This is a genomic window from Polynucleobacter difficilis (genome assembly GCF_003065365.1).
Taxonomy (GTDB): domain Bacteria; phylum Pseudomonadota; class Gammaproteobacteria; order Burkholderiales; family Burkholderiaceae; genus Polynucleobacter; species Polynucleobacter difficilis.
The window spans coordinates 884,456-908,759 of sequence record NZ_CP023276.1 but is presented as its reverse complement, the minus strand read 5'-3'; the positions used below and the strand labels follow the sequence as shown (position 1 = coordinate 908,759).

The window sequence follows — 24,304 nt, the reverse complement described above, 5'->3', positions numbered from 1 at the left end:
ATTTGTCAGAATCCCGTTTTATCGTACGTTCGCCCAGCAAAGACTCGATAGCCAGCATGAGCGGTGGTTTTTCAGGGGTAATTGGCAAAATGGGGCTTAACAATTCTGAAAACGACTCCTTTACCGCAGAAAACTACATTCAGTCACGCGATGCGCTGGGGGTTCTTAATGACAAACTGAATCTCAAAGCAGCGTATTCCGAGAGCAGCATTGACCGCCTACATCGCTTTGCCGGAATTCGTTTTTGGGATACCAGCTTAGAGCGCTTTTACGAATACTATCTCAGCAACGTGGTCGGCATTGCTCACGATACCAGCTCCGGCATCACCACTCTCAGCGTGCGTGCATTTGATCCGAAGCTCGCATATGTCGTGAATCAACAACTCAATGAATTAAGTGAAGCACTAATTAATCGCCTTAATCTGCGCGCACGGCAAGACATGCTGGAATTTGCGCAAAAAGAAGTGGAGCTGGCTAGAAACAAAGTGGAGAACATCAATCTCAAAATCTATAAATTCAGAAACCAGAAGCAAAGTGGCCCATCCGAGCAACAAGTCGCCGTCTTTCAGCAACTCGGCAGTGAAAAAGACTTTGCTGATCGCAATTTAGCTGCTGCGTTTGCCTCCCTAGAACAAGCCAGAATTGAGGCGATCAAAAAACAACTGTATCTAGAGCGCGTAGCCGAGCCTAGCAAACCTGATCAAGCGTTGGAGCCAAAACGCATTCGAGGAATTATCACTACTTTTGTATTGGGTTTGGTGTTGTGGGGCATTGCCTCGATGATTATTGCGGGCGTAAAAGAGCACCGACACCATGCCTGAGCTAATTACCCCTACACCACAGCGTAAGCCATTTACCCAAGCGGATTTCTTGCATGCGGCAACAGTACAAGTGCGAGTAATTAAAGCACTGATCTTGCGCGAAATGATTACCCGCTTTGGTCGGCATAACATTGGCTTTTTATGGATGTTTGTCGAGCCCATGATGTTCTCGATTGGCATCACGATTTTATGGACCTATATGGGTGGTCACGCTAAAGGTACTATTCCGGTAGCGGGTTTTGCACTCACGGGCTACTCAGCCATTGTGGCTTGGCGCAATAGCGTTGGCAGGACCTCTTCGAGCATTCAGGCCAATAAAGCGCTGCTTTACCACCGCATGGTGACTATTTTTGATATTGCCATTAGTAGGGCCTTGCTTGAGTGGGTAGCCGTCTCCGTTTCCTTTGTAACCCTCTCAATTCTATTTACAGAGCTTGGGCTTATGAGCTTGCCCGTCGACCCGCTGCAGGTAGTGCTGGGCTGGGTTTTACTAGGCTGGTTTGTGATTGCGGCGGGCCTGCTTGCAGTCTACCTGGATGAGCGCTCCGAGATCTTCGAGCGCGTCTGGCACGTCGCCATGTACCTTACTCTCCCCTTTACCGGAGCTTTTACGATGGTGAGTTGGCTGCCCGAAGCCGCGCAAACCATTTTGCTGTACTCACCCATGGTCAATGCAGTTGAGATGCTGCGCGAAGGGTATTTTGGTGTTGGCATTAATGCCAAATACTCCATCTCGTATTTGGTCACCTGCAATATTTTTTTATCCGGCGCCGCCCTACTGCTTCTGCAGCGCGTGAAAAAAATCATTACGGCCGACTAAAAATAAGAACACGAATAAGAAAAATTCAAGCTCAACCATACGCTCAAAAAAACACATGCTCACCCTCCATCACGTCGCCAAATCCTATCCGCTGCACGGCCGGATGTTCCCTGTTTTAAAGGGAATTGATTTGACGGTGACTCCAGGTCAAAAAGTGGCCATTCTGGGTCGTAATGGCGCCGGCAAGTCCACACTCATTCGCCTGATTGGCGGCCTAGAAAAACCCGACTCTGGCGAGATTCAATCGAATATGTCAATCTCCTGGCCTCTTGGCTATGCTGGCGGCATGCAAGGTAGCCTTACGGGCTTAGACAACATTTATTTTTTATCCCGCATCTACGGTGTTAACCCCAGCGAGGTAAAAGAATACGTCAGCGACTTTACTGAATTAGGCGCTTTTTTACTGGAACCCGTGAAAACCTATTCAGCCGGTATGCGCGGCCGTTTGGCTTTTGCTTTATCAATGGCATTTGACTTTGATTGCTTACTGATTGACGAGGGTTTATCGGCAGGCGATTCTCGGTTTACGCAGCGCTGCAGGGATGCGCTCGATCAACGCAAAGACAAAGCCATTGTGATGGTCTCGCATTCGCAGGCCAGCATTAAAGAATTTTGCGATCAGGCCTATGTCTTAGATCAAGGGCGACTTAACCCGTTTACATCCATGAATGCCGCCTATCAATTTTATGGCAATTGCCACTAATGCAAAAAATGCACATGCTACCCCATCACCACCCACTAGCAGACCAACAAGCCCTCAAGGTAAGCAAAGTCCTTATGGGGGTCTTGCTACTATCAACCTTAAGCGGATGTGCCTTATTTAATACTTGGCTTCCTGGCTCCGGCCCCATACGGGGCGATGTGGGGGCTAGCTCTAATTCTGGTTTAGAAGTGGATCCAACAGCACCAACAGTGCAGCTCATTGACATTACAGAACGCACCCTAAGGCAAGTCAATCAAGCACAAAAACGCAGCGAGTTTGCAAGCCTCTTTCAAAAAGTGGCTGCCAATCGCAATCTGGTGGGCCCCGGTGATGTACTAGAAGTCAATATCTGGGAAGCCTCACCCGCCATGCTCTTTGGCAGCACTTCGAGCGCTTCACTCTCCATCGTCAATGCCTCCAGCTCCAAAGCGACTACCCTGCCCGAGCAAATGGTTAGTCTTGATGGAACCATCACCATCCCCTTTGTGGGCAGCATTCAGGTGGCTGGTAAAAGTACGCAAGCTATAGGCACTGAAATCACCACTGCACTAAAAGGAAAGGCCAACTTTCCCCAAGTCTTGGTGCGCATGACACGCAACACTACCTCTGCAGTGACCGTGGTGGGCGAAGTCAATACCAGCCAGCTCATTCCGCTCTCACCAAAACAAGAAAAGTTACTTGATGCGATTGCCGCTTCAGGCGGCGTTAAGCAACCCATTAATAAAATCACCATTCAGTTGGCGCGTAACGGCGCAGTACACAGCATGCCGCTGGAATCGGTCATCAAAGACCCCAAGCAAAATATCCCCCTCACCTCGGGCGATGTAATTACGGCTTACTTTCAGCCCTATAGCTTTACTGCTTTAGGCGCAACGGGTCAAAATCAAGAAATCACTTTTGAGGCTCAAGGTATTTCCTTAGTACAGGCCTTGGCAAGGGTAGGCGGCGTACAAGATAACCGAGCTGATGCCAGAGGTGTCTTTATCTTCCGCTTTGAAGAGCCCGAGGCAGTACCAGAAGAAGCGAAGAGCGGCATTAAAACGGCAGAAAATAAAGTGCCCGTTATTTACCGTATGAACCTCACTGATGGCTCGGCATTCTTAACAGCTCAAAACTTTGCTATCAAAAACAAAGACGTGCTCTACGTATCCAATGCCTCATCCGTCGAGCTACAAAAGTTCCTCAATATCTTGGTATCAGCGGTATATCCCATTGTGAACGTCGGCAATATTGGAAACAAATGATTAAAAAACTTACCTTTCAGTCAAAAATAAAATTTGTACGTTTTATTGATGACATCATCACACTCACTCAAAGATTGAGATTGGGAAATTATATTTACGCATTAAGGATCAAAAAAATTTCAGGGTCATTAAAAACCATAGATGGCGGTAAAAATTTAGTTATTTTTATTGTTTTTGAAAAGAATAAGTTGCCGCACTTAACCCTAGAAGCCTTGAAATCTTTTAAAGAAAAGGGATTGCAACTTCTTATTGTGAATAACGGAAACCCTAAGCATGATAAGCGATTGCTAGAAGTCGGTGCAGATTGCGTAATTACTAGAAATAATACAGGCAAAGACTTTGGTGGCTATAAAGATGCCACTTTATTTTTAAAAAAGAATGCGCTACTTGATTGGAAAAAAATAATATATGCAAATGATAGCGTTATTTATCCGAAGAAAATTATTGATGACCTTATAAATGAATTAATAAATCCTGAATATGACTTTATTGCGCATTCACAAGTAAAGGAAATTCACTTTCACTTTCAATCATTCCTCTTTTCTTGCAGTGAAAGTTTAATTAATGATCCTATTTTTATTAAATTTTGGGAATCATACCTACCACTAGATAGAAGACGGTACATGATTAAAAACGGTGAAGTTGGCTTAACCAAAAAAATTCTTAAAACGGGCTGCAGCATCAATGTAATCAATACATACCAAGATTTAAAAAAAGAATTTACTGACTTTGCATGCATTAATGAAATCCTAAGTGAGCTGCCCGATAGATATAGATCTCAAAAATCTATTTCTGAGACTCAATTAAAGCTGACTGAAACACTTATTGCCTCAAATACAGCCAAAACATTTCGAATTGGCGGCAATGAAACAAAGGACATTGTTATTAGCGCCGCAATTACAAGAGATCAAGCAACTAAAGCCTTTTACCAAAATATTGCACAAGATTTATACAGAGAAATTAGTATTGGCAACCCGTCACACCTTGGGCTTTCCTATTTCCTCAGAAGAAATCAACCATTTGTAATAAAAAGAGACCTTGCTTATAGGGCTGGTTATGACTACGACTTCCTTACATCTCTGCTGAAAAAATATTGTCCAGATGAATATAAAAATATACTGTCAATGATTAAGCACCCATCTGGTAATCATTACAAGGGCCTAAAACTAATTATGTTTATGGATGGAATTATATGAAGGCCGAACTACCTGATGACTTTGATCCAGCCGAATATTTAGTACTTAATCCTGATGTAAAAAAAGCTAGCGTTGATCCAATAGCTCACTACTTAACATATGGAATAATTGAAAAAAGAATATACAAAGGAGCAGCTCCGACGCTGGGAATAGCGCTGATTGCCTGCGATAGATTTTTTCACTTGTCAAACCTCGTGAAAAGTATTCAAAAATTTACCGACACACCTTATGAACTAATTATCTGTAATGATTCAAAGAGTTTGACTTCAAAATTTATAGAATCCGAACTTAACATTAAAGTTATTGGATATCAAAATCAAGGCGTAATTAGAAACAAAAATCGGGCGCTTTACTACTTTAGCGAAATTAGTCCCAAAGACGTAATAATCTTAATAGAGGATGATGTCGAGATTGCTGATTTTTCCTGGGAAAAAAAATGGATTATGGCGGCCTCACTTTATGGACAAATTAATGTTGCACCCCCATGGTTTTATGATCAAGATCATATTAAATATTTAAAAGGCGGGGGGGGTACTCCGGAAAACCCCTCCCTATTTTCAGTTGTGACCGGTCAGTGCACAGCAGTTAAGAAAGACCTTGTAAAAAATATATTTGGCTACTTTGACTCTAACTTCAGAGGATATGGCTATGGACATGTTGAATGGACGAATAGGTTTGTTCGATCCAATTTCGGGGGGAGAGTTATCGCTGGGCAGTATTACTATCTTGCCCTTAAGGATAATTTTATTTACCAACCTTCTGACTCTTTTAAGAACTCCGGAGATTTACTCAAAAATAATAATTATTACAAAATTACAGGAAATAGGAATGGATATGTATTTCCGCCATCTGACATAAGCGATGATCTTTATGAATAAGAATGAAAACATAAAAAAGATATATTTTGGAAATCTGTTTCCGAGCGAGCCGCAATACCAATCGAATGAATTTTATGGCCTAGCTCTACATCCTAAGTTTGAAAAAGATATCCAGCATAATTTAAATAGTAGACTGCCATTTGAAGACAATTCTCTCGAAAAAATTCAAAGTCAAGATGTTATTGAACATATACCTTATGATAACAATATAGCAATTTTAGATGACGTATACAGGGCGCTTAAGCCTGGAGGAATTTTTAGACTCAGTGCCCCTGACTATTGTTGTCCATTGTTAAAAATGCGCTCAGTTTATGACTGCTATGGAAATTTACTAGCCGATCTAGGCATGGGTGCGAGCGTATCATCATCATGCAATTCAATTGTTCTGATCACGCAACCCATGAATGGCGACGGCCACATTTGGTACCCAACTCATGAAAAATTACTGGCACTGATTCTCACATCAAAAATTAGGATGTGCCAATCTATTGTGTTTCATCATTATTGGAGAAGCGATGGAACATTTACTGCAAACTCTTTTGATGATCTTGGGATGCCAGTTTTACGAGCACCCCCTCATGACAGCCGTGCAAACGGTAAACCTATTTCTATAATAGTTGATTTTATAAAATGACAAATTTACTTTCATTCCCTAAACAATTAGCGAAATTTTTTTCAAATCAAGCATTAGAATCGAGTTTCATTTTGGAGTACGGATCAGGGTCATCAACTGAGTTTTTGATTCAAAATAAAAAAAAATGTATGTCCGTTGAATCTGATTATGTTTTTTTCTTAAACCTTTTGCAGAAAATTTCTATCCAAGGATATGCTCTTTCAACCATACCTGTATTTGTAGATATTGGCCCGACCAAAGAGTGGGGCCATCCACTAGATACGTCAAAGCAATCTAACTGGCATACCTACTCACTTAGGCCATGGGAAATTCTTAATAATGCAAAAATTACACCTGATTTAGTTTTAATAGATGGGAGATTCCGAGTTGCTTGCATGCTAGCAACTCTTGCAAATATTACAAAACCAACAAAGATAATTTTTGACGACTATGTTGATAGACCTTATAAAAATATTATCGAAAAGTATTGCAAGCCACTCAACGTTATTGATAGAGCCGCGTATTTTGAAATATCTCCTGGAAAACTATCCGCCAAAGATATCCTATGTCGCTTCAATTCCTTCTTTGATCCGAGCTAGGGTCGATTAGCTATTTGATGTATTTTGCTTTTGATCTCAACCCTATCGCGACACAATTAGTCTTCAGATTTTTCATTAGCGATCTACATCAAGGGAATTCATTTTTTAGAAGGCCTTTTGTCTATTTTATGGATGACGACCTCCTTGACTGGAAAGCTCTTCTGGATATCCCTCTACCTTATGCATTTCGCCTCTGGTATAAAGCCACCTCCAGGCGTAAGTGGATACTTTCTTCATGCTCTGAGCTTTGGGTTTCTACCCCATACCTCGCAAATAAGTACGCCGCCTGGAATCCCCGTCTATTGCGCCCTGTAGCAAGTGGCCCTCTTTTAGAGCGTTCATGGGTACCTTCTTCCAACTTGCCTTCATCATCTTCTTTGGTTCTCTCTGATTCTGCTTCTGCTGCTACTTATTCTCTTGACTCTGATATGCAATCTGTACGTATTTGTTATCACGGCACTTGGTCTCACCGTGATGATATGAAATGGCTTGCGCCAGTGATTGCTGAAGTACAACGGCGATGTCCTAATACTTTATTTGAAGTAATTGGCGGGGATCGGGTTGCACGAATCTTTAAAGGTATACCCCGTGTGCTGGTCTTACCAACAATGGCCTGGCCAGACTATTTAAAGCATACCCAAACCATACGCCAAGATATTGGATTGGCGCCCTTACGCGACACCTTATTTAATCGTGGGCGTGGTCCTATCAAGTTTTTTGACTACGCCAGAGCAGGAGCTGTTGGAGTCTATTCGGCTGGTCCAGCTTTTTCTGACTTTGTTAGCAATGGTGTGGATGGTTTTGTTTTAGAAAATGATCCTACGCTTTGGGTTGAACGCATTGTCGAATTAGTGAACTTACCCGAATTGCGACAAAACATGGCCGATGCTGCCTGGCTTAAGGTCCTGGATAACAGCCCTGCCTCTCCCGCGATTCAAGACTACCTGCGTGATCTGAATAAGGCTTTAGAGCAACTGACCTAAGGCTTGCTGGATATTCGTGTTTTCTGGTGATTTTTTTATTTGTTTATTCGTTGTTTATTCGTTTTTTTATTTTTTATATTCTCTTTTATTGAGTGGGTTAGTTATAAATTCCAACTAAAGTTGGGTTTGATGTGATTCTGCTTAAATAGACTCAATGGGTGCCTGATTTTCACCCTGTCTCTCTTTTCCGCCCTCCTGCCCTTGTTTCGCATTCCTCTCCTGGATCACGGCCTCGTTACGGCATTACTTCCTGGGGGCTCTATCGTCAAAATTTGGCATCTTTTTTTCCAGAATGCGATGTGTATAGCCCACTTCACTCGCGACTCACTTCCGAGCTGGATGGAGTTCTTGCTTGGGGCACTAAACCCAGCGCATTTTCAGCAAGTGCTTTAGCAACTCGCTTATCCATTCCTCTACTGCGTGTTGAGGATGGTTTTTTATACGGTTTAGAGCCTGCCTCACGTCGCATGAGTTTAGTGGTTGATGATTTAGGTATTTATTACGATGCAAGGCATCCGTCTAGGTTAGAGGCCTTGATTGCTAGCCCCCTGAATGCAGATCAAGTTGCTCGAGCCCAATTGGTACGTGACTTGTGGATTCAGCATGGCGTCTCAAAATACAATCACGCGCCCGATTGGCTGCGCAGCAGTGATGCTTGGCGTAATTCCTGGGTTGATGTCTTGGGTGATACCTCTGGTGATGTCTGGTGTAATGACTGGCTTGGCGCCCCTTATATTTTATTAATTGACCAAACCCGCGGCGATCAATCCGTGGCCGGGGCTTTTGCTGATGAGTCGTCGTTCATAGTCATGCTGGAAGCTGCGCTTGCTCAAACAGCAATTGAGCATATTGTGATCAAAGTGCATCCAGAGGTGGTGCGCGGTACTAAATTAGGGCACTTCGATCTATCACCTGGTTCTGCTATTTCTCGTAATCCACGGATTCGGATTATGACGGATGATTACAGCTTGCCAAGCGTCATTAAAGAAGCCAGCGCAGTCTATACCGTGAGCTCGCAAGCTGGTTTTGAGGCCCTCTTATGGGGTAAGACGGTTTATACCTTTGGTATGCCCTTTTATGCGGGCTGGGGTCTCACTTACGATTACCTTCATGCGCCAGAGCGGCGCTGCAGTATTAGCCTAGAACAACTGATTTATGCCGCCTTAGTTCGTTACCCTCGATACCTTCACCCTGAAACCAATCAGTTATGTGAAGTTGAAGATTTGATCTCGTATTTAGGGTTTCAACGCGTGATGCGTAGCCGCTTTAAACAGCGCTTGATTCCGCTCGGGTTTTCTAGAAATAAACTACGCCATTTAGGGCGCTTTACTCAAGGTGCTCAATGGATTGGTGTTGGTGTTGGTCGTCGTTCTGCTGGTGTTAGCGTTACTGGCGGCTGTGTTGCGGGTGGCAGCGATGATCATCATCCTCGCGCCTTCGTTGATAGTGATTCAACGCATGGCCATTCTGCATATCCAGACAGCATCGCTGTTCGCTGGGGTAGTACACCTATAGGGAGTGATGATTACCCTATTCATGGCGAGCGTATTCAGGTTGAGGATGGCTTTATACGGTCCATTGGTCTTGGTGCGGCATTAGCCAAGCCTTACTCTTGGGTATTTGATCGCCTTGGTATTTATTACGATGCGAGATCGGTTAGTGATTTAGAACATATCCTGCAGACTATGGTATTTGATCTGCCCTTGCTTACTAGGGCTACTTTGCTACAAGGGCAGTTGATTACCCTGGGGATCAGTAAATACAATTTAGAGAGCTTAAAAAGGCTGGGTGCTGCGCAACAGGATTTGGCGGCATTAAAAAGGATTCGAGAAGAGCACCCCACCCGCCCTTGCTTGTTTGTTATTGGCCAAGTTGAAGTCGATGCATCGGTTCGCTTTGGGGGCGTAGATATATTAAGCAATACCGCTCTTCTTCGGGCAGTTCGAGAACAATTCCCCAATGCGTTTATTGTCTATAAACCTCATCCGGATATTGCCACCTCAGTTCGATTTAGTGGTGGCAGCTCTGCTGATCATCAAAGAGCCTATGATCTGCTTGTTTCTGATGTTGCACTGGTGGATTGTTTGCCATTTGTGGATGCGCTGCACACCATCAGTTCGCTCTCTGGATTTGAAGCATTAATTCGAGGTGTTCCTGTTTTTTGCTATGGGTTACCGTTTTATGCTGGCTGGGGGCTTACAACAGATCGCCATCGCCTCGACCGCAGAACACGCAAACTTAGCCTTCTAGAACTGATTGCAGGTAGCCTAATTTTGTATCCTAGCTATCTGCATCCAAAAAGTCAGCTGTACTGCACGCCCGAGGCTTTAATCACCGCCCTACAAGACATGAAGACTGCCCCAAAAGGCTTTGTTTGGAGACTATGGAATGCCAGTACCAATGCCTGCTTAGCAAGGCTAATGGGGCTTATCCATCGCGTTAAGGGCATGTAGGCATATTGCTATGTTCATTTTTTTCAGTCGAGTCATTTCCTTATTTTGTTGTTATTTACATATGAATACAACTTTAGTTGTTATTCAGACTGTTACTAAAAATTACAATAAATTTTTCAATTTAAGGAGCTTTCCAATGCCTTTCGCAAAGTCCAGTTTTCGCCTTGCCTTAGCCCTTGCCTGCCTCAATGGCGCATCAAGCGCTGCCCTAGCACAAAGCGCATTAGCAGGATTTTATGGTCAAGTCGGTATTGGGTATGAGCGAACCGATACCAGCAATAATTCCGTGGTATCGAGCTCTGGTGGTAATTCAGTTACTTTAAATCCGACTGGATCCAATCCGCACCGCTCTAACTTTGCAGGCGCTATTGGTATAGGAGTCTATATTCCTGTTCATGCCGACTTTTTACTGGGCTTAGGCGCCGAGTATCAACCACTAAGCCAACAGACATCGAGCTACACCGTTGCTAGCCCAGGCCAAGCTTCGCTCAATGGCAGCTATAAAGTATCGAACCGCTACAACATCTTTTTCTCGCCAGCCATTGCAGTCAATAAAACTGGACTAGCCTATGCCAAGGTTGGCTTTACAGGACAGAGTCTGCAAGGCAATAGTGGATTTTTAAGCCCGCTAAGTCAAAACCAAACCGGCTACTCACTGGGCCTGGGCTATCGCCAAGTGATTCAGGGTGGATTGTATGGATTTGCTGAAGCCAATTACTACAGTTACAGCAAACCAAATGCCGGCGTTACTTCAGGCAATACTACCTACGCTGTTAATCCAGGAGTTAGTGCGTACAACGGCCTAATTGGTATTGGGTACCGGTTTTAATTTAGTACTGAGCTGTGGGTTATCTTGATACCGAATTGCTGGGCGAGCGACCAATATCGCCCACCACTACAACTAGACTGGCAATTCGGCAAGATGGCTTTAATCGCACTTTATTACTAAGTGATTTACCGAACTACAGCAACATTCTTTTATTGCAAGGGCCTGTTGGCCCTTTCTTTTCTAAGCTAGGGCACTACTGGCGCAATCGTGGTGCTAACGTTACTAAAGTTAATTTTAATAGTGGGGATGACCTGTTCTATCCCCCTATTAACGATTCGGTTATTCAGTACAAGGGGCGCCAATCGCACTGGCCTCAATTTTTAATATCGGTATTGGTTGATCGTACGATTCGGGCTGTTTTCATGTTTGGTGACTGCCGCGACATTCACCAGCCGGTCCACTCCATTTGTGAGGCCCTGGGTATTGATGTATTTGTGCTTGAAGAAGGTTACATCCGGCCACACCTCTTCACACTCGAGTACAGTGGCGTCAATTACCGCTCCAGGATAAGTCAGATGGGCATGGACACCATCCACAGTCAGCGTGAATCGCTACAGGAGCCGCCTATCAAGCGGCACTACCCTAGCTCGTATTGGTATATGGTTCGATGGGCAATCGCATATTGGTTTAAGAGCCTTACCAATCAATCGCATTATCCTGACTATACGCACCACCGTCAGCTCAATGCTCACATGGGATTTTGCTGGACAAAGGCTTTTTTTAGGTACTGGTTCTATAAGCTAAGTGAGTATTCCGTTAGACATCGTCTAGTGCATTCAAAAAAACAAGGTGAGGAATTCCGGTCTTTTTTATTGCCATTGCAAGTGCATGATGATTCACAGATGACCGTGCACTCTGACTTTAGCTCAATTGAGGAGGTCATTGAAACGGTCATCAGTTCATTTAGCGCGCACATCCAAGAATCTAAACGATCCGACATTCTCATCATCAAGCACCACCCGATGGATCGGGGGCACACTAACTTTAAGCAAATTATTCGTGATACGGCCCAGCTGTATCGACTCAAGCACCGCGTCATTTATGTACACGATATTTCACTGCCGGCCTTACTTAGCGAAGTATCGGGGTGTATTACTGTCAACTCCACAATTGGATTACAAGCACTTTATCGTAATGTACCAACCATTAATTTAGGCCGATCGTTTTATGACAAGCCCGGCATTACATTTCAAGGGACATTGGATGAATTTTGGTTAAATCAAGCCAAAATAGATAGGGGAAATGTTAAGGCTTTGCGCAACTACCTCCTGCACCACACTCAGGTCAATGGATCTTTATATGATCCAGCCTACCAAATTGATTAAGCCCTAACCGATTGCTCTTAATGGGCTGGAAGTCATACCCACCTTTACCGCTTGCGTTGGTAGCTAATGTTGCGTCATAGCTGAGAAGCTTTTGAATAATAGCAAGAGGCTATGCAAGCAAATCTGGCACAACACGTTGGGGAAGTCTGTTTCTAAATGCCCTCCCTAAAATATTCTACTGGCTCAGTAATCGATTGTAGCTAATGCTTAATTAGATCATACAGGTCGTCAGCATCGAATATATCGGTAAGGGCCACTTCTCGCTCTTCATATTTCCTATAGATCATATTCGTAAAGCTGCTGTCTGGCTCAGACCAATTCGTATGCAGTGCTTTAATAAGGTATCCCTGCTTTTTTGGGTGACGCGAATTCCTAGCCGCTTTAAAAGCTCGGCCTTAGACAGAATGCGGAATAGCAATTTCACAAGCGTTACTTAAAGTAACGCTCAAAGAGCCAATTGAATGAATAGAAAATTGAGGTTTGCAACTCTAAAAAGTATTTTAATGCTGGCGTTAACTTATTACAGCAACTTCAAATTCGACCAAACTTCATTGCTTAATTTGGCGCTCACCCCAACTTCGTTAGCCAGCGATTTCCAGGAGCTCACGGCACTCTTCACTTCATCCAATATCAATTCTGGCTTCTTAATATCAAATTGTTTTGCCAATGCCATTAAGTCTGCCCTAGTATGCCCATCAAACTTACCATTAATTCCACATAAATGTTGGTATGTCCATTCGCCTTTTGGGTTGTAGGCATACATCACGTCATAAGCAGGTGCCAATTTCCAAACACCATCTTGACCCATCAAGAAACCGAAGTTCTTGGTGTGATCGTCACAATTACGAGCCATGATATTAAAAGCAATACGTCTAAATGCTTGGGATAAAGCGTCATGACCTAAGCTGAGCGCATTGATTGCTCTCAGATATTGCTGATAGTCATGCACACCCTTTTGCCTAAAATCCATTTCCATTAATCCGCACAGCGATTGATAAAAAATCTTCTGATTACCTTCGCGATCAAAGCGCTTGGTCATAAAATGTGAACGGCCATTTTCCTCAAAGAGCTTGGACTCAGTCATGTCAATACCGGCTGCTTTTGCCATCAAGTAGTAGGCATACTCCACCCTGCCGTACCCTTCCGACAAACCAAGCTCAGTATCCTCTCCAACACCATCAAACTTTAAAAGCCAATGCTCCGATCCTGGTGGCGCATCAAACTGACCACCAAATACCTCATTGGTTTTAGGATTCCAAGCAATCACCGCTTTTGCTCTTGCGCCACCAGCAGAAGTGCCAACCGACAGTAAATCTTGTAAAGACTGCTCGGGCGTATCTTCCAAATTACCAGTTAGGGCCCTTCTTGCCATCTCGACAAGATTGGACATTTCTAAGGCGGCTTTATTTTTAACGATATCTTTACTGGCTGGCTCAAACTCAAATGCGCCCATTGCTCTTTTGCCTGTGTAAGCCAATCGATCTAATACAGTGACATCTCTTGGCAAAATACCTTTTGAGGCCATGTATTGATTTACCAAGGCGTTACCAAAATCATCTGGCAACGAATCAACTAAAAATGCAGGTAAGCCTCGATAGGTTCGCTCTGGTAGATCATCAAATCGTTGTATTTGAGAAGGATTCTGACGCAACTCATCAATAGGTAAAATAATCGGTGCAATATCTAAATTCGACTTCAGAAACTGTGGGTCAAACTGCGTGTTCAGTTGACCATTCGCATCTACAGCGATAGCGCAGACTCTTTTTCCCCACAGGTTGACTGAGATGGCGCTAACACTCATGGCTTATCCTTTACTATCGTTGCCTTCTTTCCAAAGCGTCTTGCGTTCTTGCGCTCATGCCCAAGATCGACCGCCTCAAGTGGTGATACTTGCGCTACTGGAATGAGTTGAAGCACCTGATCTAAGCCACCCAATACACGCAGTAATCCCAGCAAAGTCGATAAACGAATATCTTCGCCTGCCTCCGCTTTAGCAATCGAACCTGCGGCAACACCTGCCTTTTCCGCTAACTCTGCTCTTGGCATATTGCGCTGTAAACGTAGGCGACGCAAACGCTGACCAAGCTCTACTTGAAGCTCAGAATTGGTCTTAAACTTAGCTTTTATATTAGACATAATAGTAGTAAATATAGCATACTATTGGCCTTATTTACTATTTTAATAGCAAATATAATTTATAGATTAATGCCTAAACCGGAATTTTCAGAAAAACAATTTAAAAGAGTGGAAAAGTGAAGTTTTTTAGAGCGCTATCTATTAAGAAGTCCACGGGAGTGATGCATTTCTTTTGCCATGTATTTTTGACCATGGATCGCGACCGTATCTGCCTATAACTATACTATGCAAATCCTTAATTTGGCTCAGTAAAATTTTTGACATCTCTCTACATGCGTCCAATTTAAATACTGACGAACCATGAACTAGGTCATTTCTCATCTTGCTTGCCTTTTTAAGCGTTTGATAAGAGTTTTGACCAATAACCCGCTCAAAAGGAATGAAGTCAATATCGAATATTGGCCACAAATCAATTAACGACTGAAGCCCACCTTTCTTCATTAGCATATCAGCCTGTCTTGACGAGAACCCTCTTGCAAGAATAGCGATTCTTACACTCCTCTTGAGGGTTTTCTCATATGTAAAAACAGTAGTCAACAATGCTTCTGCGTAGTGACCATTCTCAGCTAACTTCTCTATCCTAAGAATCGCGCCATCCAAACCAATGGATATTGGATACATTAAGCCCCTTTAATCTCAATCAAATTGACTGGGCAACTCAGCCAGGTAGTCATAAAAATAATCTTCCAAATCTTTTCTAGTTAATTGGTTTGCCATCCGATCTTTCAATCTATCAATGAAAGGTTTCCGCTTATCTTTTTGCATATGTCGCCCTAAAAATTTGTCAATAGCTGCGATTTTTCCTCCATTACCAGCTAGATCTTCTTCGCTTACTTCAATTGACAATCCACTTTCCTTTAGAGCTAACCTCAAGCACTTGAGGACAAAATCATTTTTTATAAAATCTTCACCCGTAATAATTTTATGCAAAGGAGATATCTCATCCCATCTTTTCCATTTACCGATACCATTAAATGAGGCTTGCTCACTCTTAGCCCTATCATCAGCATCACTAACAATTAAATATTTTCTATTGGCCAGCTCGAGCAATGGTGCAACTCTTCTTGCATCAGATGCACCCTGTAAATGCGCAACCCCTAGAGTTTTAAATAAGCTTTTAATATTGGAGTGCCGTTCAGGGGGCTTACCACCTAAAGCCACTTGGAATAGCTTTTTATCCTTCCAGCCCTCAAATAAGATATTTTTCTCCGACAGGCCTTCAAATATTGAATACCCTAAAGCGTTATAAATCACCTCTTCATCGCTAAAGTTTGAAGTATTAACATCTATTGCTTCAGTTACCTCATCCTTCTTTTTGACTATTAACTGCCTTTCTAGGCATGATTTATCAATCATGAAAATAGAATGTGTACTAAACACCACTGCGTTATTTTTGGAGATATTAACCAACTCTTTTTGAAGGTACCTCGCGCCTGATGGATGCAATCCATTTTCAGGCTCGTCAATCAAGATAAGAGTATTTTCAAGCGTCCCCGCGTTAACCTTGGCGGAAATCATAATTAAAAAAGAAATAAACCTTTTGAATCCGTCGCTTCGATTTATGAGCTCAAACCTATTGAATGAATCCTTGATGCCTGCCTCAATAGTAACGGGACCATTAGGCTCCAAAGTTATTTGAAGATCTCTGCATTCTTTCCAGACCTTGCTCACATGGTCGGTTGCAGTCCGCCCAACTCTTTCAAACAAATTTCTCAGTCCAAATTTGTTACTGCTTCGTTCCCTATTAATGACTTCCTGAATATTATCAATTCCCATTAACTCAAACATATTCTTAAGGGGGAGGCAGCTATCGGGATTTTGCAAAAATGCATTCAAATCAATTGATGATGGCAATAAATTCTTGTCTTGATAATCCCAAAAAATACATTTTGGAAATAACTTCTCTAACTTAGAGACTATAGAGTTTCCAAGCCAATTGCTCCAATCATCATGAGTGATTTCGCTGAAGTAATGCGTTGGTATATCGGGGTAATCTTGTGCGTTAATAAATGCAAAATCTTTTATAAACCTCAAATCCTCTGGCGATACCTTTGCATCCCCCACAACCGATAAATTTGGCTTAAACCACATTGAATTTGCATATTGAAAGGCATCGTTCAATACGGTGTAACTATAAGTTCGCTTGTCATTTAAGATGTCTACGCGATAAAAAACTGTATTGCAGTCTTCAAATGCACTTTTCAACCCAACCCACTTCTCGTTAAATTGAAATATCTTAGATGATGATTTGGCGGAGCAGAGTAATTCACCTAAAGAATCCTGTATAAGCTCACTAATCTGTGAATCATTTAGCGAGAAATGAAACTTTATATAGGATTCTTGAATCTGCGATTCACCCTGCAGAGGGTATCGTAGATCAGCTAGGTCAATTTTTTTATTTTTATCTAGAAACGCTAAGGCTTTAAGAATGTTCGTCTTGCCTGATTCATTTATTCCAACAAGCGTCCTACACGCAGGTGAAAAATTAATCTCCAAGTTTTTAATTGAACGAAAATTAACAATTTCGGCTTTAACTAGATTCATATTCAGCCTTTTGACTTCTGAGGATCTTTTGAGCGTGGATACGTTCTCTCCTCTTGTATCTTGTTGTCCATTTTTTTGATTCGAACTGAACCGCCTTCACCTCTAAGGAGCTGAGCTAATTTTCCACCAGTTACCAAGCCCGCCTTAATGCCAGACTCTGCTATGACTTTGCTACTGCCTTGCTCTTTTAACTTCCAATTTTCTGCCTTACGGTCGTAACCAACCTCGTATTTCTTTAAATTAGCCATTTGTAGCCTTTAACTGTATATATAAACAGTATTCAGTATATGGCATTACCTATAGTTTTGATAAGTGTTTTCTGAGAAATACATCGAAACTTTTTTAGCGCACTTCATAGCGCACCGAGGTTTAACAGACGCAACCGCTTGTATTGGTTGTGGATTTTCCGAGACTCCGTTGCTGTTAATCCGTAGGTCCCTGGTTCGAGCCCAGGTCGAGGAGCCAAATACATCAAAAGCCCCTTTAGAAAATAAGGGGCTTTTTCTTTTACATCTTTAATGTAATATTTACTTTACACAACTGCTGTGAGGTAAAAATGATGAGCGACTCGATTTATATCAGCCTTTTTATACTCTTTGGTGCCTGTTTTGGGTTTGCAACGTTTTCAAAGCGGCACTTATTTAGCGAGGGACCTCACACGGCAAAAGGCTCAGAAGAAAACCCATTTTTTGAAAGTCGTATTTTCTGGGTTCTACTTTGCGCTTCACTGTGGCCAATCATGGTCCTCACCCGAATCCATACCGCTTGGCTGCTTAATAAACGCAGGAAACTAGCTCAAAAAGCAATTGTGCACTGATTCTTTTACGTCGTAGAGGCTAGTCTTTTTTTACTAGCCAGATACTATGCTCGCTCTGCGAGCATCTTTAGCGCCACTGTCTCTGCAATCAACATAACAGGAGCATTGGTGTTGCCAGAGGTAATGCAAGGCATGGCAGATGCATCGATGACCCGCAGCCGAGCAACGCCTCTGACACGGCATTCTGAATCAAGTACTGTGTTGGAATTTTCTGCTTTGCCGTATTGATCTACCTTACCCATAGCACAGGTGCTAACGGGATGAAAAATGGTAGTCCCTAAATTTCGGGCCGCCTCTTCTAAGTCCGCATCATTTTGAATATCAGGTCCAGGCAGTACCTCTTTTGGATTAAATGGCTGGAGTGCGGGGCTGGCCATGATCTCCCGAGTAATCCTTAGGCTGGCAACAGCTACCGCCATGTCATCGGACGTAGATAAGTAGTTGCAATGAATCTGCGGATCTTGCAGGGCGTCAGGCGATACCGCCCTAATCCAGCCACGCGAGCTGGGGCGTAAATTGCATACGCTTGGCGTAATCGCATTAAATGGATGCAGTGGCTCGCCAAATTTAGGCAAGGATAGAGGCTGCACATGCCATTCAATATTGGCACTTGTCTGACTGGGGTCGCTTTTCGTAAATGCACCCAACGTAGATGGTGGCATCGTCAATGGCCCAGTCCGCTTAAACACATACTCCAGACCCATGCCAATTCGGGTTAGCCAATTTTTATAGAGCGTGTTGACGGTTTTGCAGTTATCAACCTGGTATACGGTGCGTATTTGTAAATGATCTTGCAGATTTTCACCAACGCCAGGTAGCTCTACCTGGGTTTTAACGCCAATGCTCTCAAGATGGGGTCTTGATCCGATCCCTGAAACCTGCATTAGGTGCGGCGATCCAATCGATCCGGCCGAGAGGATGACCTGATCTTGGGCTAGGGCTGTTTTGCGAACGCCATCGTGCAAAAAATCCAATCCATACACTTCCGTTTGAGCGTCGTGCCAAGCCGACTGCGTGAAGCGATGTTGATTTAAGCTTGCGGCACTAATGGGGCGTAGTTTTAACTGCAACACTTGGGCTTTAGTCAGTATGGTTAGATTTTTGCGATCTCTAATGGGGTGCAAGTAGGCATCGGCCATCGACCAACGCTCTCCTCGCTTTTGCGTCATCTGAAAGTAGGCGCAACCTTCGTTATCGCCCCGATTGAACTCCTCAATCTTCGGTATTCCTTGCTGATTAGCTGCCTCACGCCACGCATCCAGAATGTCCCACTGCACGCGGGGCCGCTCTACGCGCATCTCGCCAGAGTCGCCATGCCATGCATTAGCGCCGGCGTAGTAATCTTCGAGTGATTTATAAGTCTCTAGTGTTCTATCCCATTGCCATGTGGGATCGCCTATCAGCTCTGACCAGCGCGCATAGTCGCTGGCCTGCCCGCGCATATAAATCATGGCATTGATGGACGATGATCCACCGATGCCCTTGCCTCTGGCGTAATGAATCGAACGTTGATTCAATCCAGGATCCGCTTCTGTTTTAAAACACCAATCCGTTCGCCGATTGTTAATCGTAAATAAATAGCCTACCGGAACCTTAATCCAAAACGAATCATCTTCACCGCCAGCTTCAAGTAATAGCACCCGGTGTTTTGGGTCGGCAGAGAGCCGGTTAGCCAAAAGACAGCCCGCACTACCGGCACCGACAATAATGGTGTCAAATTCCAGTGGCGTGGCAGATGAAGTCATTGAATAACGAGATGAAGATTAGTCAAAAATCGTTGCGGTCACGTATCGAGCGAAGATTGAATCAGATCCACCTGCCTATTTGATGATGGACAAGAGACTGCTGTAATCATCACGCCACAAATTAAACTCTTTTGGGGTATCAATTTCTTCCGCATTGACGAATTGAATATCCCGAAAGGCTTTTTTGTCTTTGCTAATCAGCGCCCACTCTGACCGGTAACCCACCTTGGTTTCTGATGCGGCAAAGCGCACTACTTTCACATCTTGATCAAAAGCATTACTAGCTGTTTTTACTACAGGCTTTAAGTCCAAAAAACGATTGGTTATGTGCAGCGCCAGGATGCCGTCGCTCTTTAAGTGCCTAAAGTATTGCGTAAATGCTTCCTTGGTCAATAAATGAATGGGTACGGAATCTCCCGAAAAGGCATCAATCACCAGCACATCAAATTGCTGATTGGGCTCCTGCTCCAAGCGTAAGCGTGCATCACCCAATACATGCTGGATGCTGGCGGCGCTATTGGATAGAAATGTAAAGTGCTTTTGAGCGGCATCAATTACGTCCGGATTAATTTCATAAAAGCGATATACGTCGCCCTTACGCGCATACCCAGCCAGGGTGCCAACGCCTAGACCGACCACGCCAACTTTGATCGGCTCACTGGACTGGGACTTGACTAGAATCGCCTGGCCCACCCCACTCTCGCGAACATAATAGGTAGTAGGTTCTTGGGCTTTGGCGGGATCCGTAAACTGACTGCCATGGCTAATCTGACCGTGCTGCATGGTTTTATAACCACGGGCCTCATCCACATACACCTTTAGGGTGCCATAAAAATTACGCTGGCTGAGCTCAATGCCGGCAATGTCGTGGGAATGATCGTCAATGCGAATCACGCTAACGAGCACCAGAAAGGAAGCAATACCGGCGGCAGCCGTCAACTTGAGTTGCTTCGTTTTAAATCGTGTATTGGATAAAAAAACCAATGCGACCACAATCCCAGTTAATACGATACCAATGGATAGCTCATAATTTTCTGTGAACCAATATGGCGCAATAATGCCCACAAAGAAACCGCCCATCACCCCGCCAACGGCTAGCATTAAGTAATACGTAGTCAAGTAGCGCGAATTTGGCTGCTGGGCCGCCAACTCGCCATGGCAAACCATGCAGACCACAAAGAATGAAAACAAATTAACGCCCGTCGAAATCATCACCGGTAGCTCATTTAAGCCAAGCGTAGGCAAATAAGCCAGAATGAAGAGCGAGGCTACTAGTAGAGGCAAGAACAACTTCCGCCGATACCAACCACTCCCCTCAAAGCAGATAATGAACGACAGTAGGTACAGGACCAAAGGAGCAACCCAGATCATTGGGACGGGCGCAATGTTTTCAGTTAAGAAGCTGGTATCCGCCACCATCAGGATCGAAGGGCATGCTGCCAACAGAATCCAAGTTAATAAATGCAATGCGGTGGGTGCGGCTACTGATTCTTTCTCCGCCTCAATCAGGGCGATGCTATGGCGATTGCGCCATGCCAAGATGCCACAAGTAAGAACGAAGATGGCATACAAAGCCGACCAACAATATGATTGCCATTGCGTTGGCAGCATGGGCTCAAAGGCAATGGGGTAAGCCAATAAAGCCAGCATCGATCCAAAATTAGACAGGGCAAACAAGCGGTAAGGGACGCCGCCCGTACGCTCACGTGCAAACCAAGCCTGAATCAGAGGACCGGTAGTTGATAGCACAAAATAAGGTAGTCCGATCGAGGCAAACAAAAGGCCTAAGATTTGTAGAGTCGGATTTTCACTGCCGGCGGGCTTCCATGACTCACTGGCGGCCAATGGCAGCAACGACAAGCTAATCAGCAGTAATGCGATGTGCAATATGCTCTGCCGATAAGGGCTGAGCGCCTTCACAATCCAATGCGAATAGATATAACCAAATAGCAAGGTAGCTTGGAAAAACAGCATACAGGTTGTCCAAACCGATGCAGAGCCGCCAAACCATGGCAAGATCATTTTTCCAATCAGGGGCTGAACCTGAAACAGCAAGAACGCACTCAGAAAAATGGTGAGGCCATATTGAAAAGTCAGCTGCAGGTTGTATTTCATGTTGTTATGGTTTTGTGGTGGTTTGGTATTTTTTTGATGAAATGGCGCGGTATTGCGTTTCGTATTCTGTAGCAACCTGCGCCCATGGCCGAAGATATCCCGCCATGGACTGTGCATTACAGAGCAATGCCTCGCCAGCTTGCGCCCATTCGCTGACTGGATCATGCAAGGACAAAACTGTTCCATGGCGTTCGGACACATCCACTGCTGCCCCGCAGGCATCGGATACGAGTACCGGCACATGGCATGCCATCGCCTCAGCAATGACCATGCCATAAGCCTCGCTGGACGCCGGGTGAATAAGTAAATCCAGATCCTGAAAAAAAGACCCGCTGGATTGCCAGCCCAAAAACGCAATGGCGCCGGGATAGTTGCGGCACTGATCGGCTACCTCGGCCTGCTCTGGGCCGAGCACGACGAGCTGCAAATGAGGACGTTGCTTTTGTAACTGCGTTGCGATTTGCATAAAAAGAGCAAATCCCTTGCGGCCCCACTCTTTTCCAATAAAACCAATCGTGCCACCGTCCATAGGGACAATGCGCTGTGGTCGTTGTGGCATCACCATGACACCTGGGGAAATGGGGGAGACGATTTGATTCACCACCGAAGGGTAATACCTCGAAATCGCATTGGCAATGACTGCGGACACGGGAACAATAGCAACAGCGGGATTCGGTGATGCACCAAGCTCACGCGCCTCCATTCGCAAATAAGCCCATACCCGAATCGATAATCGACGCCAAATCGATTTCTCTTTTATTCCGGCAAACGGCATCGAATGAAAGGTGGTGAGATCGTGGCCAATAGAGCGCTCGTGGCTATGCACAATGCACTGACCTTGAATCGATTGAACCACGGCCTCCACTTTATTTGCAAAACGCCAATACAAAATCCAACGCGGCTTTGCTGGTAATAAACCCGTTTCAATCACATGAATGTTGCCAGCATCGGTACCTGCATGGGATTTTTCGCAAATGATGGTGACCTGGTAATTGCGCTCGGCTAGCGCATGGCTTAAATGCCAAACATAAGATTCCATGCCGCCCACGGGACCCCAATTGCGGACAATCTGAATAATGTGCTGAATAGTAGGTGCTGGCTGGGATGGGTTAAGGCCGGTTTGCATGGCTCAAATCATACACTTTGAGGGACATAACCAAGCCATTCATGCTGTGGTGCAAAACTACGCCCTTTGGGGCCGCTAGCGTTACGCCAAATGCCCTACCTTCACGTAAATAAGCGCACCTTCCGACCCAGTAAATGGAGCATGTTTGCTATATCGTGGACTGCGTATCCAACTCCCCTTGGGGTAGACCCCAAACTCGTCATGAAATACGCCATCCAGAACATAAATTTCCTCGCCGCCCGGATGCACATGGGGATTAAATACCGTATTGGGAGCCCAGCGCACTAAAGCCGTACTGATGCCCTGATGCTCATGTAGCGGCATCACCGATAGCCCGGGCACTAGCCCGGGGTACCAATCGCTAGCTTTGGTATTGATACGAAGTTCTTGGTGATCCGACCGCTCAAATTGCCGTAACTTTACAAACAAGGTACAGCCATTCTTTGAAAAAGGGGCATGCTGGCTACCAGGTGGATTGCGCAAATACATTCCAGCAGAATAATCACCCTTCTCATCCGAAAAGCAGCCATCGAGCACCAAGATCTCTTCGCCACCGTCATGGGCATGCTGTGCAAATGATGTATTCGGCTCATATCGGACAATCGAGCTTGCGCGGGCCACCTCATCGCCTAAGCGATCGAGGTACTTACGCATAACACCGGCCTGAGGCGAAGCTTGCCATACCAGTGCATCCGTCTGTAAAACAATGCGCTCGGCAAAATCACTGTGAATATTCATCCCTCAAGAATAAATCAATGCAATCGCCAGGTAAGAAGATCGTTACAATTTGGCGATGAACACTCCAAATCCCCCTATTAAAGAAGTAAAAGAAAGTCTTCGCCACCGGGTCAAGGATGAATTTGTTCAAGCCTCACTTCTAGCTCTGTATTTTGCTGCCTGGTTCTGCGCGATTGCATTCTTTACCTTTGCGGTATTACGAGAAGAGGCTATTCCGATTACCCCCTTTGGTCTTGCCATCATTAAAGCGGGCTTGTGCGCTAAATTCATGATGATCGGTAAAGCAATCTTTCCATTAAATGTGGAAGCCAATCGTGGCCTAATTAAATCACTCTTTTGGCATTCCATAGTCTATCTCGGCGTGGTGATTGCGCTTAGCTTTGCCGAATCTGGGATCGATGGACTTTTGCATGGAAAATCATTTCTCGAGTCCGTATCTTCATTTGGACATGGTGACCCAGTTTATATTGCCGCCCTATCACTAATGTATTGGCTCATCGTCTGGCCTTACCTGATTGTGCTTGGATTAAATCAATCTCTTGGTAATAAGGCGGTTCGTACTATTTTGTTTGGCTCTAAAGCAAAGTAATACAAGTTTAAGAAAAGTTCGGTTGCCCGC

General features: G+C 44.4%; 22 protein-coding genes. 13 read left to right on the top strand and 9 right to left on the bottom strand.

Translation table 11 applies throughout. The features are described 5' to 3' along the window. Nucleotides 1-2 precede the first annotated feature (2 nt). The 12 genes from AOC34_RS04640 to AOC34_RS04585 all read left to right on the top strand — a co-directional run bounded on the left by AOC34_RS04640 (nt 3) and on the right by AOC34_RS04585 (nt 12,464). Nucleotides 3-821 (top strand): hypothetical protein, encoded by an 819-nt coding sequence (locus AOC34_RS04640; protein WP_159074815.1) that lies wholly within the window; start codon nt 3-5, stop codon nt 819-821. Further along, complete coding sequence (locus AOC34_RS04635) at nt 814-1,641, top strand: ABC transporter permease (protein ID WP_108468987.1); 828 nt, start codon at nt 814-816, stop codon at nt 1,639-1,641. Before AOC34_RS04640 ends, AOC34_RS04635 begins: the two co-directional genes overlap by 8 nt. Before the next feature lie 55 nt (nt 1,642-1,696). Next, the gene (locus AOC34_RS04630; protein WP_108468986.1) at nt 1,697-2,344 is read left to right on the top strand and encodes an ABC transporter ATP-binding protein; all 648 of its coding nucleotides are present in this window, start codon (nt 1,697-1,699) and stop codon (nt 2,342-2,344) included. Beyond that, on the top strand, nt 2,344-3,588 hold the full coding sequence (locus tag AOC34_RS04625; RefSeq protein ID WP_234408155.1) for a polysaccharide biosynthesis/export family protein: 1,245 nt from the start codon (nt 2,344-2,346) through the stop codon (nt 3,586-3,588). The genes AOC34_RS04630 and AOC34_RS04625 overlap by 1 nt, the downstream gene beginning before the upstream one ends. Further along, nucleotides 3,585-4,784 carry a rhamnan synthesis F family protein gene (locus AOC34_RS04620; RefSeq protein WP_108468985.1) on the top strand — a complete coding sequence of 400 codons (1,200 nt, stop codon included), beginning with the start codon at nt 3,585-3,587 and terminating at the stop codon, nt 4,782-4,784. The genes AOC34_RS04625 and AOC34_RS04620 overlap by 4 nt, the downstream gene beginning before the upstream one ends. Continuing rightward, nucleotides 4,781-5,662 (top strand): glycosyltransferase family A protein, encoded by an 882-nt coding sequence (locus tag AOC34_RS10285; protein WP_199908322.1) that lies wholly within the window; start codon nt 4,781-4,783, stop codon nt 5,660-5,662. Before AOC34_RS04620 ends, AOC34_RS10285 begins: the two co-directional genes overlap by 4 nt. Next, nucleotides 5,655-6,296, top strand: a complete 642-nt coding sequence (locus AOC34_RS04610) for a methyltransferase domain-containing protein (protein ID WP_159074814.1) — start codon at nt 5,655-5,657, stop codon at nt 6,294-6,296. Before AOC34_RS10285 ends, AOC34_RS04610 begins: the two co-directional genes overlap by 8 nt. Then, nucleotides 6,293-6,874: a hypothetical protein gene (locus AOC34_RS04605; RefSeq protein WP_108468983.1), complete on the top strand. Its 582-nt coding sequence runs from the start codon at nt 6,293-6,295 to the stop codon at nt 6,872-6,874. Before AOC34_RS04610 ends, AOC34_RS04605 begins: the two co-directional genes overlap by 4 nt. A gap of 17 nt (nt 6,875-6,891) precedes the next feature. Next, nucleotides 6,892-7,857 carry a glycosyltransferase gene (locus AOC34_RS04600; RefSeq protein ID WP_108468982.1) on the top strand — a complete coding sequence of 322 codons (966 nt, stop codon included), beginning with the start codon at nt 6,892-6,894 and terminating at the stop codon, nt 7,855-7,857. A gap of 158 nt (nt 7,858-8,015) precedes the next feature. Beyond that, the gene (locus AOC34_RS04595; RefSeq protein WP_108468981.1) at nt 8,016-10,310 is read left to right on the top strand and encodes a capsular polysaccharide biosynthesis protein; all 2,295 of its coding nucleotides are present in this window, start codon (nt 8,016-8,018) and stop codon (nt 10,308-10,310) included. 136 nt (nt 10,311-10,446) lie between these two features. After that, a complete protein-coding gene (locus AOC34_RS04590; protein WP_159074812.1) occupies nt 10,447-11,139 on the top strand; it encodes an outer membrane beta-barrel protein in 693 nt (230 codons plus the stop codon). A gap of 14 nt (nt 11,140-11,153) precedes the next feature. Then, nucleotides 11,154-12,464 carry a capsule biosynthesis protein gene (locus AOC34_RS04585; protein WP_108468979.1) on the top strand — a complete coding sequence of 437 codons (1,311 nt, stop codon included), beginning with the start codon at nt 11,154-11,156 and terminating at the stop codon, nt 12,462-12,464. A gap of 520 nt (nt 12,465-12,984) precedes the next feature. On the opposite strand, the gene AOC34_RS04580 is transcribed toward AOC34_RS04585, so the two are convergent. The 9 genes from AOC34_RS04580 to AOC34_RS04535 all read right to left on the bottom strand — a co-directional run bounded on the left by AOC34_RS04580 (nt 12,985) and on the right by AOC34_RS04535 (nt 23,685). Further along, a complete protein-coding gene (locus AOC34_RS04580) occupies nt 12,985-14,265 on the bottom strand; it encodes a type II toxin-antitoxin system HipA family toxin (protein ID WP_108468978.1) in 1,281 nt (426 codons plus the stop codon). Then, nucleotides 14,262-14,600, bottom strand: a complete 339-nt coding sequence (locus tag AOC34_RS04575; protein ID WP_108468977.1) for a helix-turn-helix domain-containing protein — start codon at nt 14,598-14,600, stop codon at nt 14,262-14,264. The genes AOC34_RS04580 and AOC34_RS04575 overlap by 4 nt, the downstream gene beginning before the upstream one ends. Nucleotides 14,601-14,741: 141 nt before the next feature. Next, on the bottom strand, nt 14,742-15,221 hold the full coding sequence (locus AOC34_RS04570) for a hypothetical protein (protein ID WP_108468976.1): 480 nt from the start codon (nt 15,219-15,221) through the stop codon (nt 14,742-14,744). Nucleotides 15,222-15,236: 15 nt separating this feature from the next. Next, entirely contained in the window at nt 15,237-17,144 is a 1,908-nt protein-coding gene (locus AOC34_RS04565; RefSeq protein WP_108468975.1) for an AAA family ATPase, read from the bottom strand. 2 nt (nt 17,145-17,146) lie between these two features. After that, entirely contained in the window at nt 17,147-17,392 is a 246-nt protein-coding gene (locus tag AOC34_RS04560) for a DUF2188 domain-containing protein (protein ID WP_108468974.1), read from the bottom strand. Between the two features lie 613 nt (nt 17,393-18,005). Further along, nucleotides 18,006-19,706: a GMC family oxidoreductase gene (locus AOC34_RS04550; protein ID WP_108468972.1), complete on the bottom strand. Its 1,701-nt coding sequence runs from the start codon at nt 19,704-19,706 to the stop codon at nt 18,006-18,008. A gap of 75 nt (nt 19,707-19,781) precedes the next feature. Next, nucleotides 19,782-21,821 (bottom strand): spermidine synthase, encoded by a 2,040-nt coding sequence (locus tag AOC34_RS04545; protein ID WP_108468971.1) that lies wholly within the window; start codon nt 21,819-21,821, stop codon nt 19,782-19,784. Between the two features lie 4 nt (nt 21,822-21,825). Further along, the gene (locus tag AOC34_RS04540; protein ID WP_108468970.1) at nt 21,826-22,947 is read right to left on the bottom strand and encodes a glycosyltransferase family 4 protein; all 1,122 of its coding nucleotides are present in this window, start codon (nt 22,945-22,947) and stop codon (nt 21,826-21,828) included. Between the two features lie 81 nt (nt 22,948-23,028). Then, nucleotides 23,029-23,685: a cupin domain-containing protein gene (locus AOC34_RS04535; protein WP_108468969.1), complete on the bottom strand. Its 657-nt coding sequence runs from the start codon at nt 23,683-23,685 to the stop codon at nt 23,029-23,031. Nucleotides 23,686-23,740: 55 nt separating this feature from the next. Between AOC34_RS04535 and AOC34_RS04530 the strand changes: the two genes are divergently transcribed. Then, a complete protein-coding gene (locus tag AOC34_RS04530; RefSeq protein WP_108468968.1) occupies nt 23,741-24,274 on the top strand; it encodes a hypothetical protein in 534 nt (177 codons plus the stop codon). The last annotated feature ends 30 nt before the right edge of the window (nt 24,275-24,304 follow it).

Bases quoted from the DNA above. Each gene is read 5' to 3' on its own strand.
- AOC34_RS04635 (WP_108468987.1), top strand. From the start codon at position 814: ATGCCTGAGCTAATTACCCCTACACCACAGCGTAAGCCATTTACCCAA.
- AOC34_RS04630 (WP_108468986.1), top strand. From the start codon at position 1,697: ATGCTCACCCTCCATCACGTCGCCAAATCCTATCCGCTGCACGGCCGG.
- AOC34_RS04625 (WP_234408155.1), top strand. From the start codon at position 2,344: ATGCAAAAAATGCACATGCTACCCCATCACCACCCACTAGCAGACCAA.
- AOC34_RS04620 (WP_108468985.1), top strand. From the start codon at position 3,585: ATGATTAAAAAACTTACCTTTCAGTCAAAAATAAAATTTGTACGTTTT.
- AOC34_RS10285 (WP_199908322.1), top strand. From the start codon at position 4,781: ATGAAGGCCGAACTACCTGATGACTTTGATCCAGCCGAATATTTAGTA.
- AOC34_RS04610 (WP_159074814.1), top strand. From the start codon at position 5,655: ATGAATAAGAATGAAAACATAAAAAAGATATATTTTGGAAATCTGTTT.
- AOC34_RS04605 (WP_108468983.1), top strand. From the start codon at position 6,293: ATGACAAATTTACTTTCATTCCCTAAACAATTAGCGAAATTTTTTTCA.
- AOC34_RS04600 (WP_108468982.1), top strand. From the start codon at position 6,892: ATGTATTTTGCTTTTGATCTCAACCCTATCGCGACACAATTAGTCTTC.
- AOC34_RS04590 (WP_159074812.1), top strand. From the start codon at position 10,447: ATGCCTTTCGCAAAGTCCAGTTTTCGCCTTGCCTTAGCCCTTGCCTGC.
- AOC34_RS04580 (WP_108468978.1), bottom strand. From the start codon at position 14,265: ATGAGTGTTAGCGCCATCTCAGTCAACCTGTGGGGAAAAAGAGTCTGC.
- AOC34_RS04575 (WP_108468977.1), bottom strand. From the start codon at position 14,600: ATGTCTAATATAAAAGCTAAGTTTAAGACCAATTCTGAGCTTCAAGTA.
- AOC34_RS04570 (WP_108468976.1), bottom strand. From the start codon at position 15,221: ATGTATCCAATATCCATTGGTTTGGATGGCGCGATTCTTAGGATAGAG.
- AOC34_RS04565 (WP_108468975.1), bottom strand. From the start codon at position 17,144: ATGAATCTAGTTAAAGCCGAAATTGTTAATTTTCGTTCAATTAAAAAC.
- AOC34_RS04560 (WP_108468974.1), bottom strand. From the start codon at position 17,392: ATGGCTAATTTAAAGAAATACGAGGTTGGTTACGACCGTAAGGCAGAA.
- AOC34_RS04550 (WP_108468972.1), bottom strand. From the start codon at position 19,706: ATGACTTCATCTGCCACGCCACTGGAATTTGACACCATTATTGTCGGT.
- AOC34_RS04545 (WP_108468971.1), bottom strand. From the start codon at position 21,821: ATGAAATACAACCTGCAGCTGACTTTTCAATATGGCCTCACCATTTTT.
- AOC34_RS04540 (WP_108468970.1), bottom strand. From the start codon at position 22,947: ATGCAAACCGGCCTTAACCCATCCCAGCCAGCACCTACTATTCAGCAC.
- AOC34_RS04535 (WP_108468969.1), bottom strand. From the start codon at position 23,685: ATGAATATTCACAGTGATTTTGCCGAGCGCATTGTTTTACAGACGGAT.
- AOC34_RS04530 (WP_108468968.1), top strand. From the start codon at position 23,741: ATGAACACTCCAAATCCCCCTATTAAAGAAGTAAAAGAAAGTCTTCGC.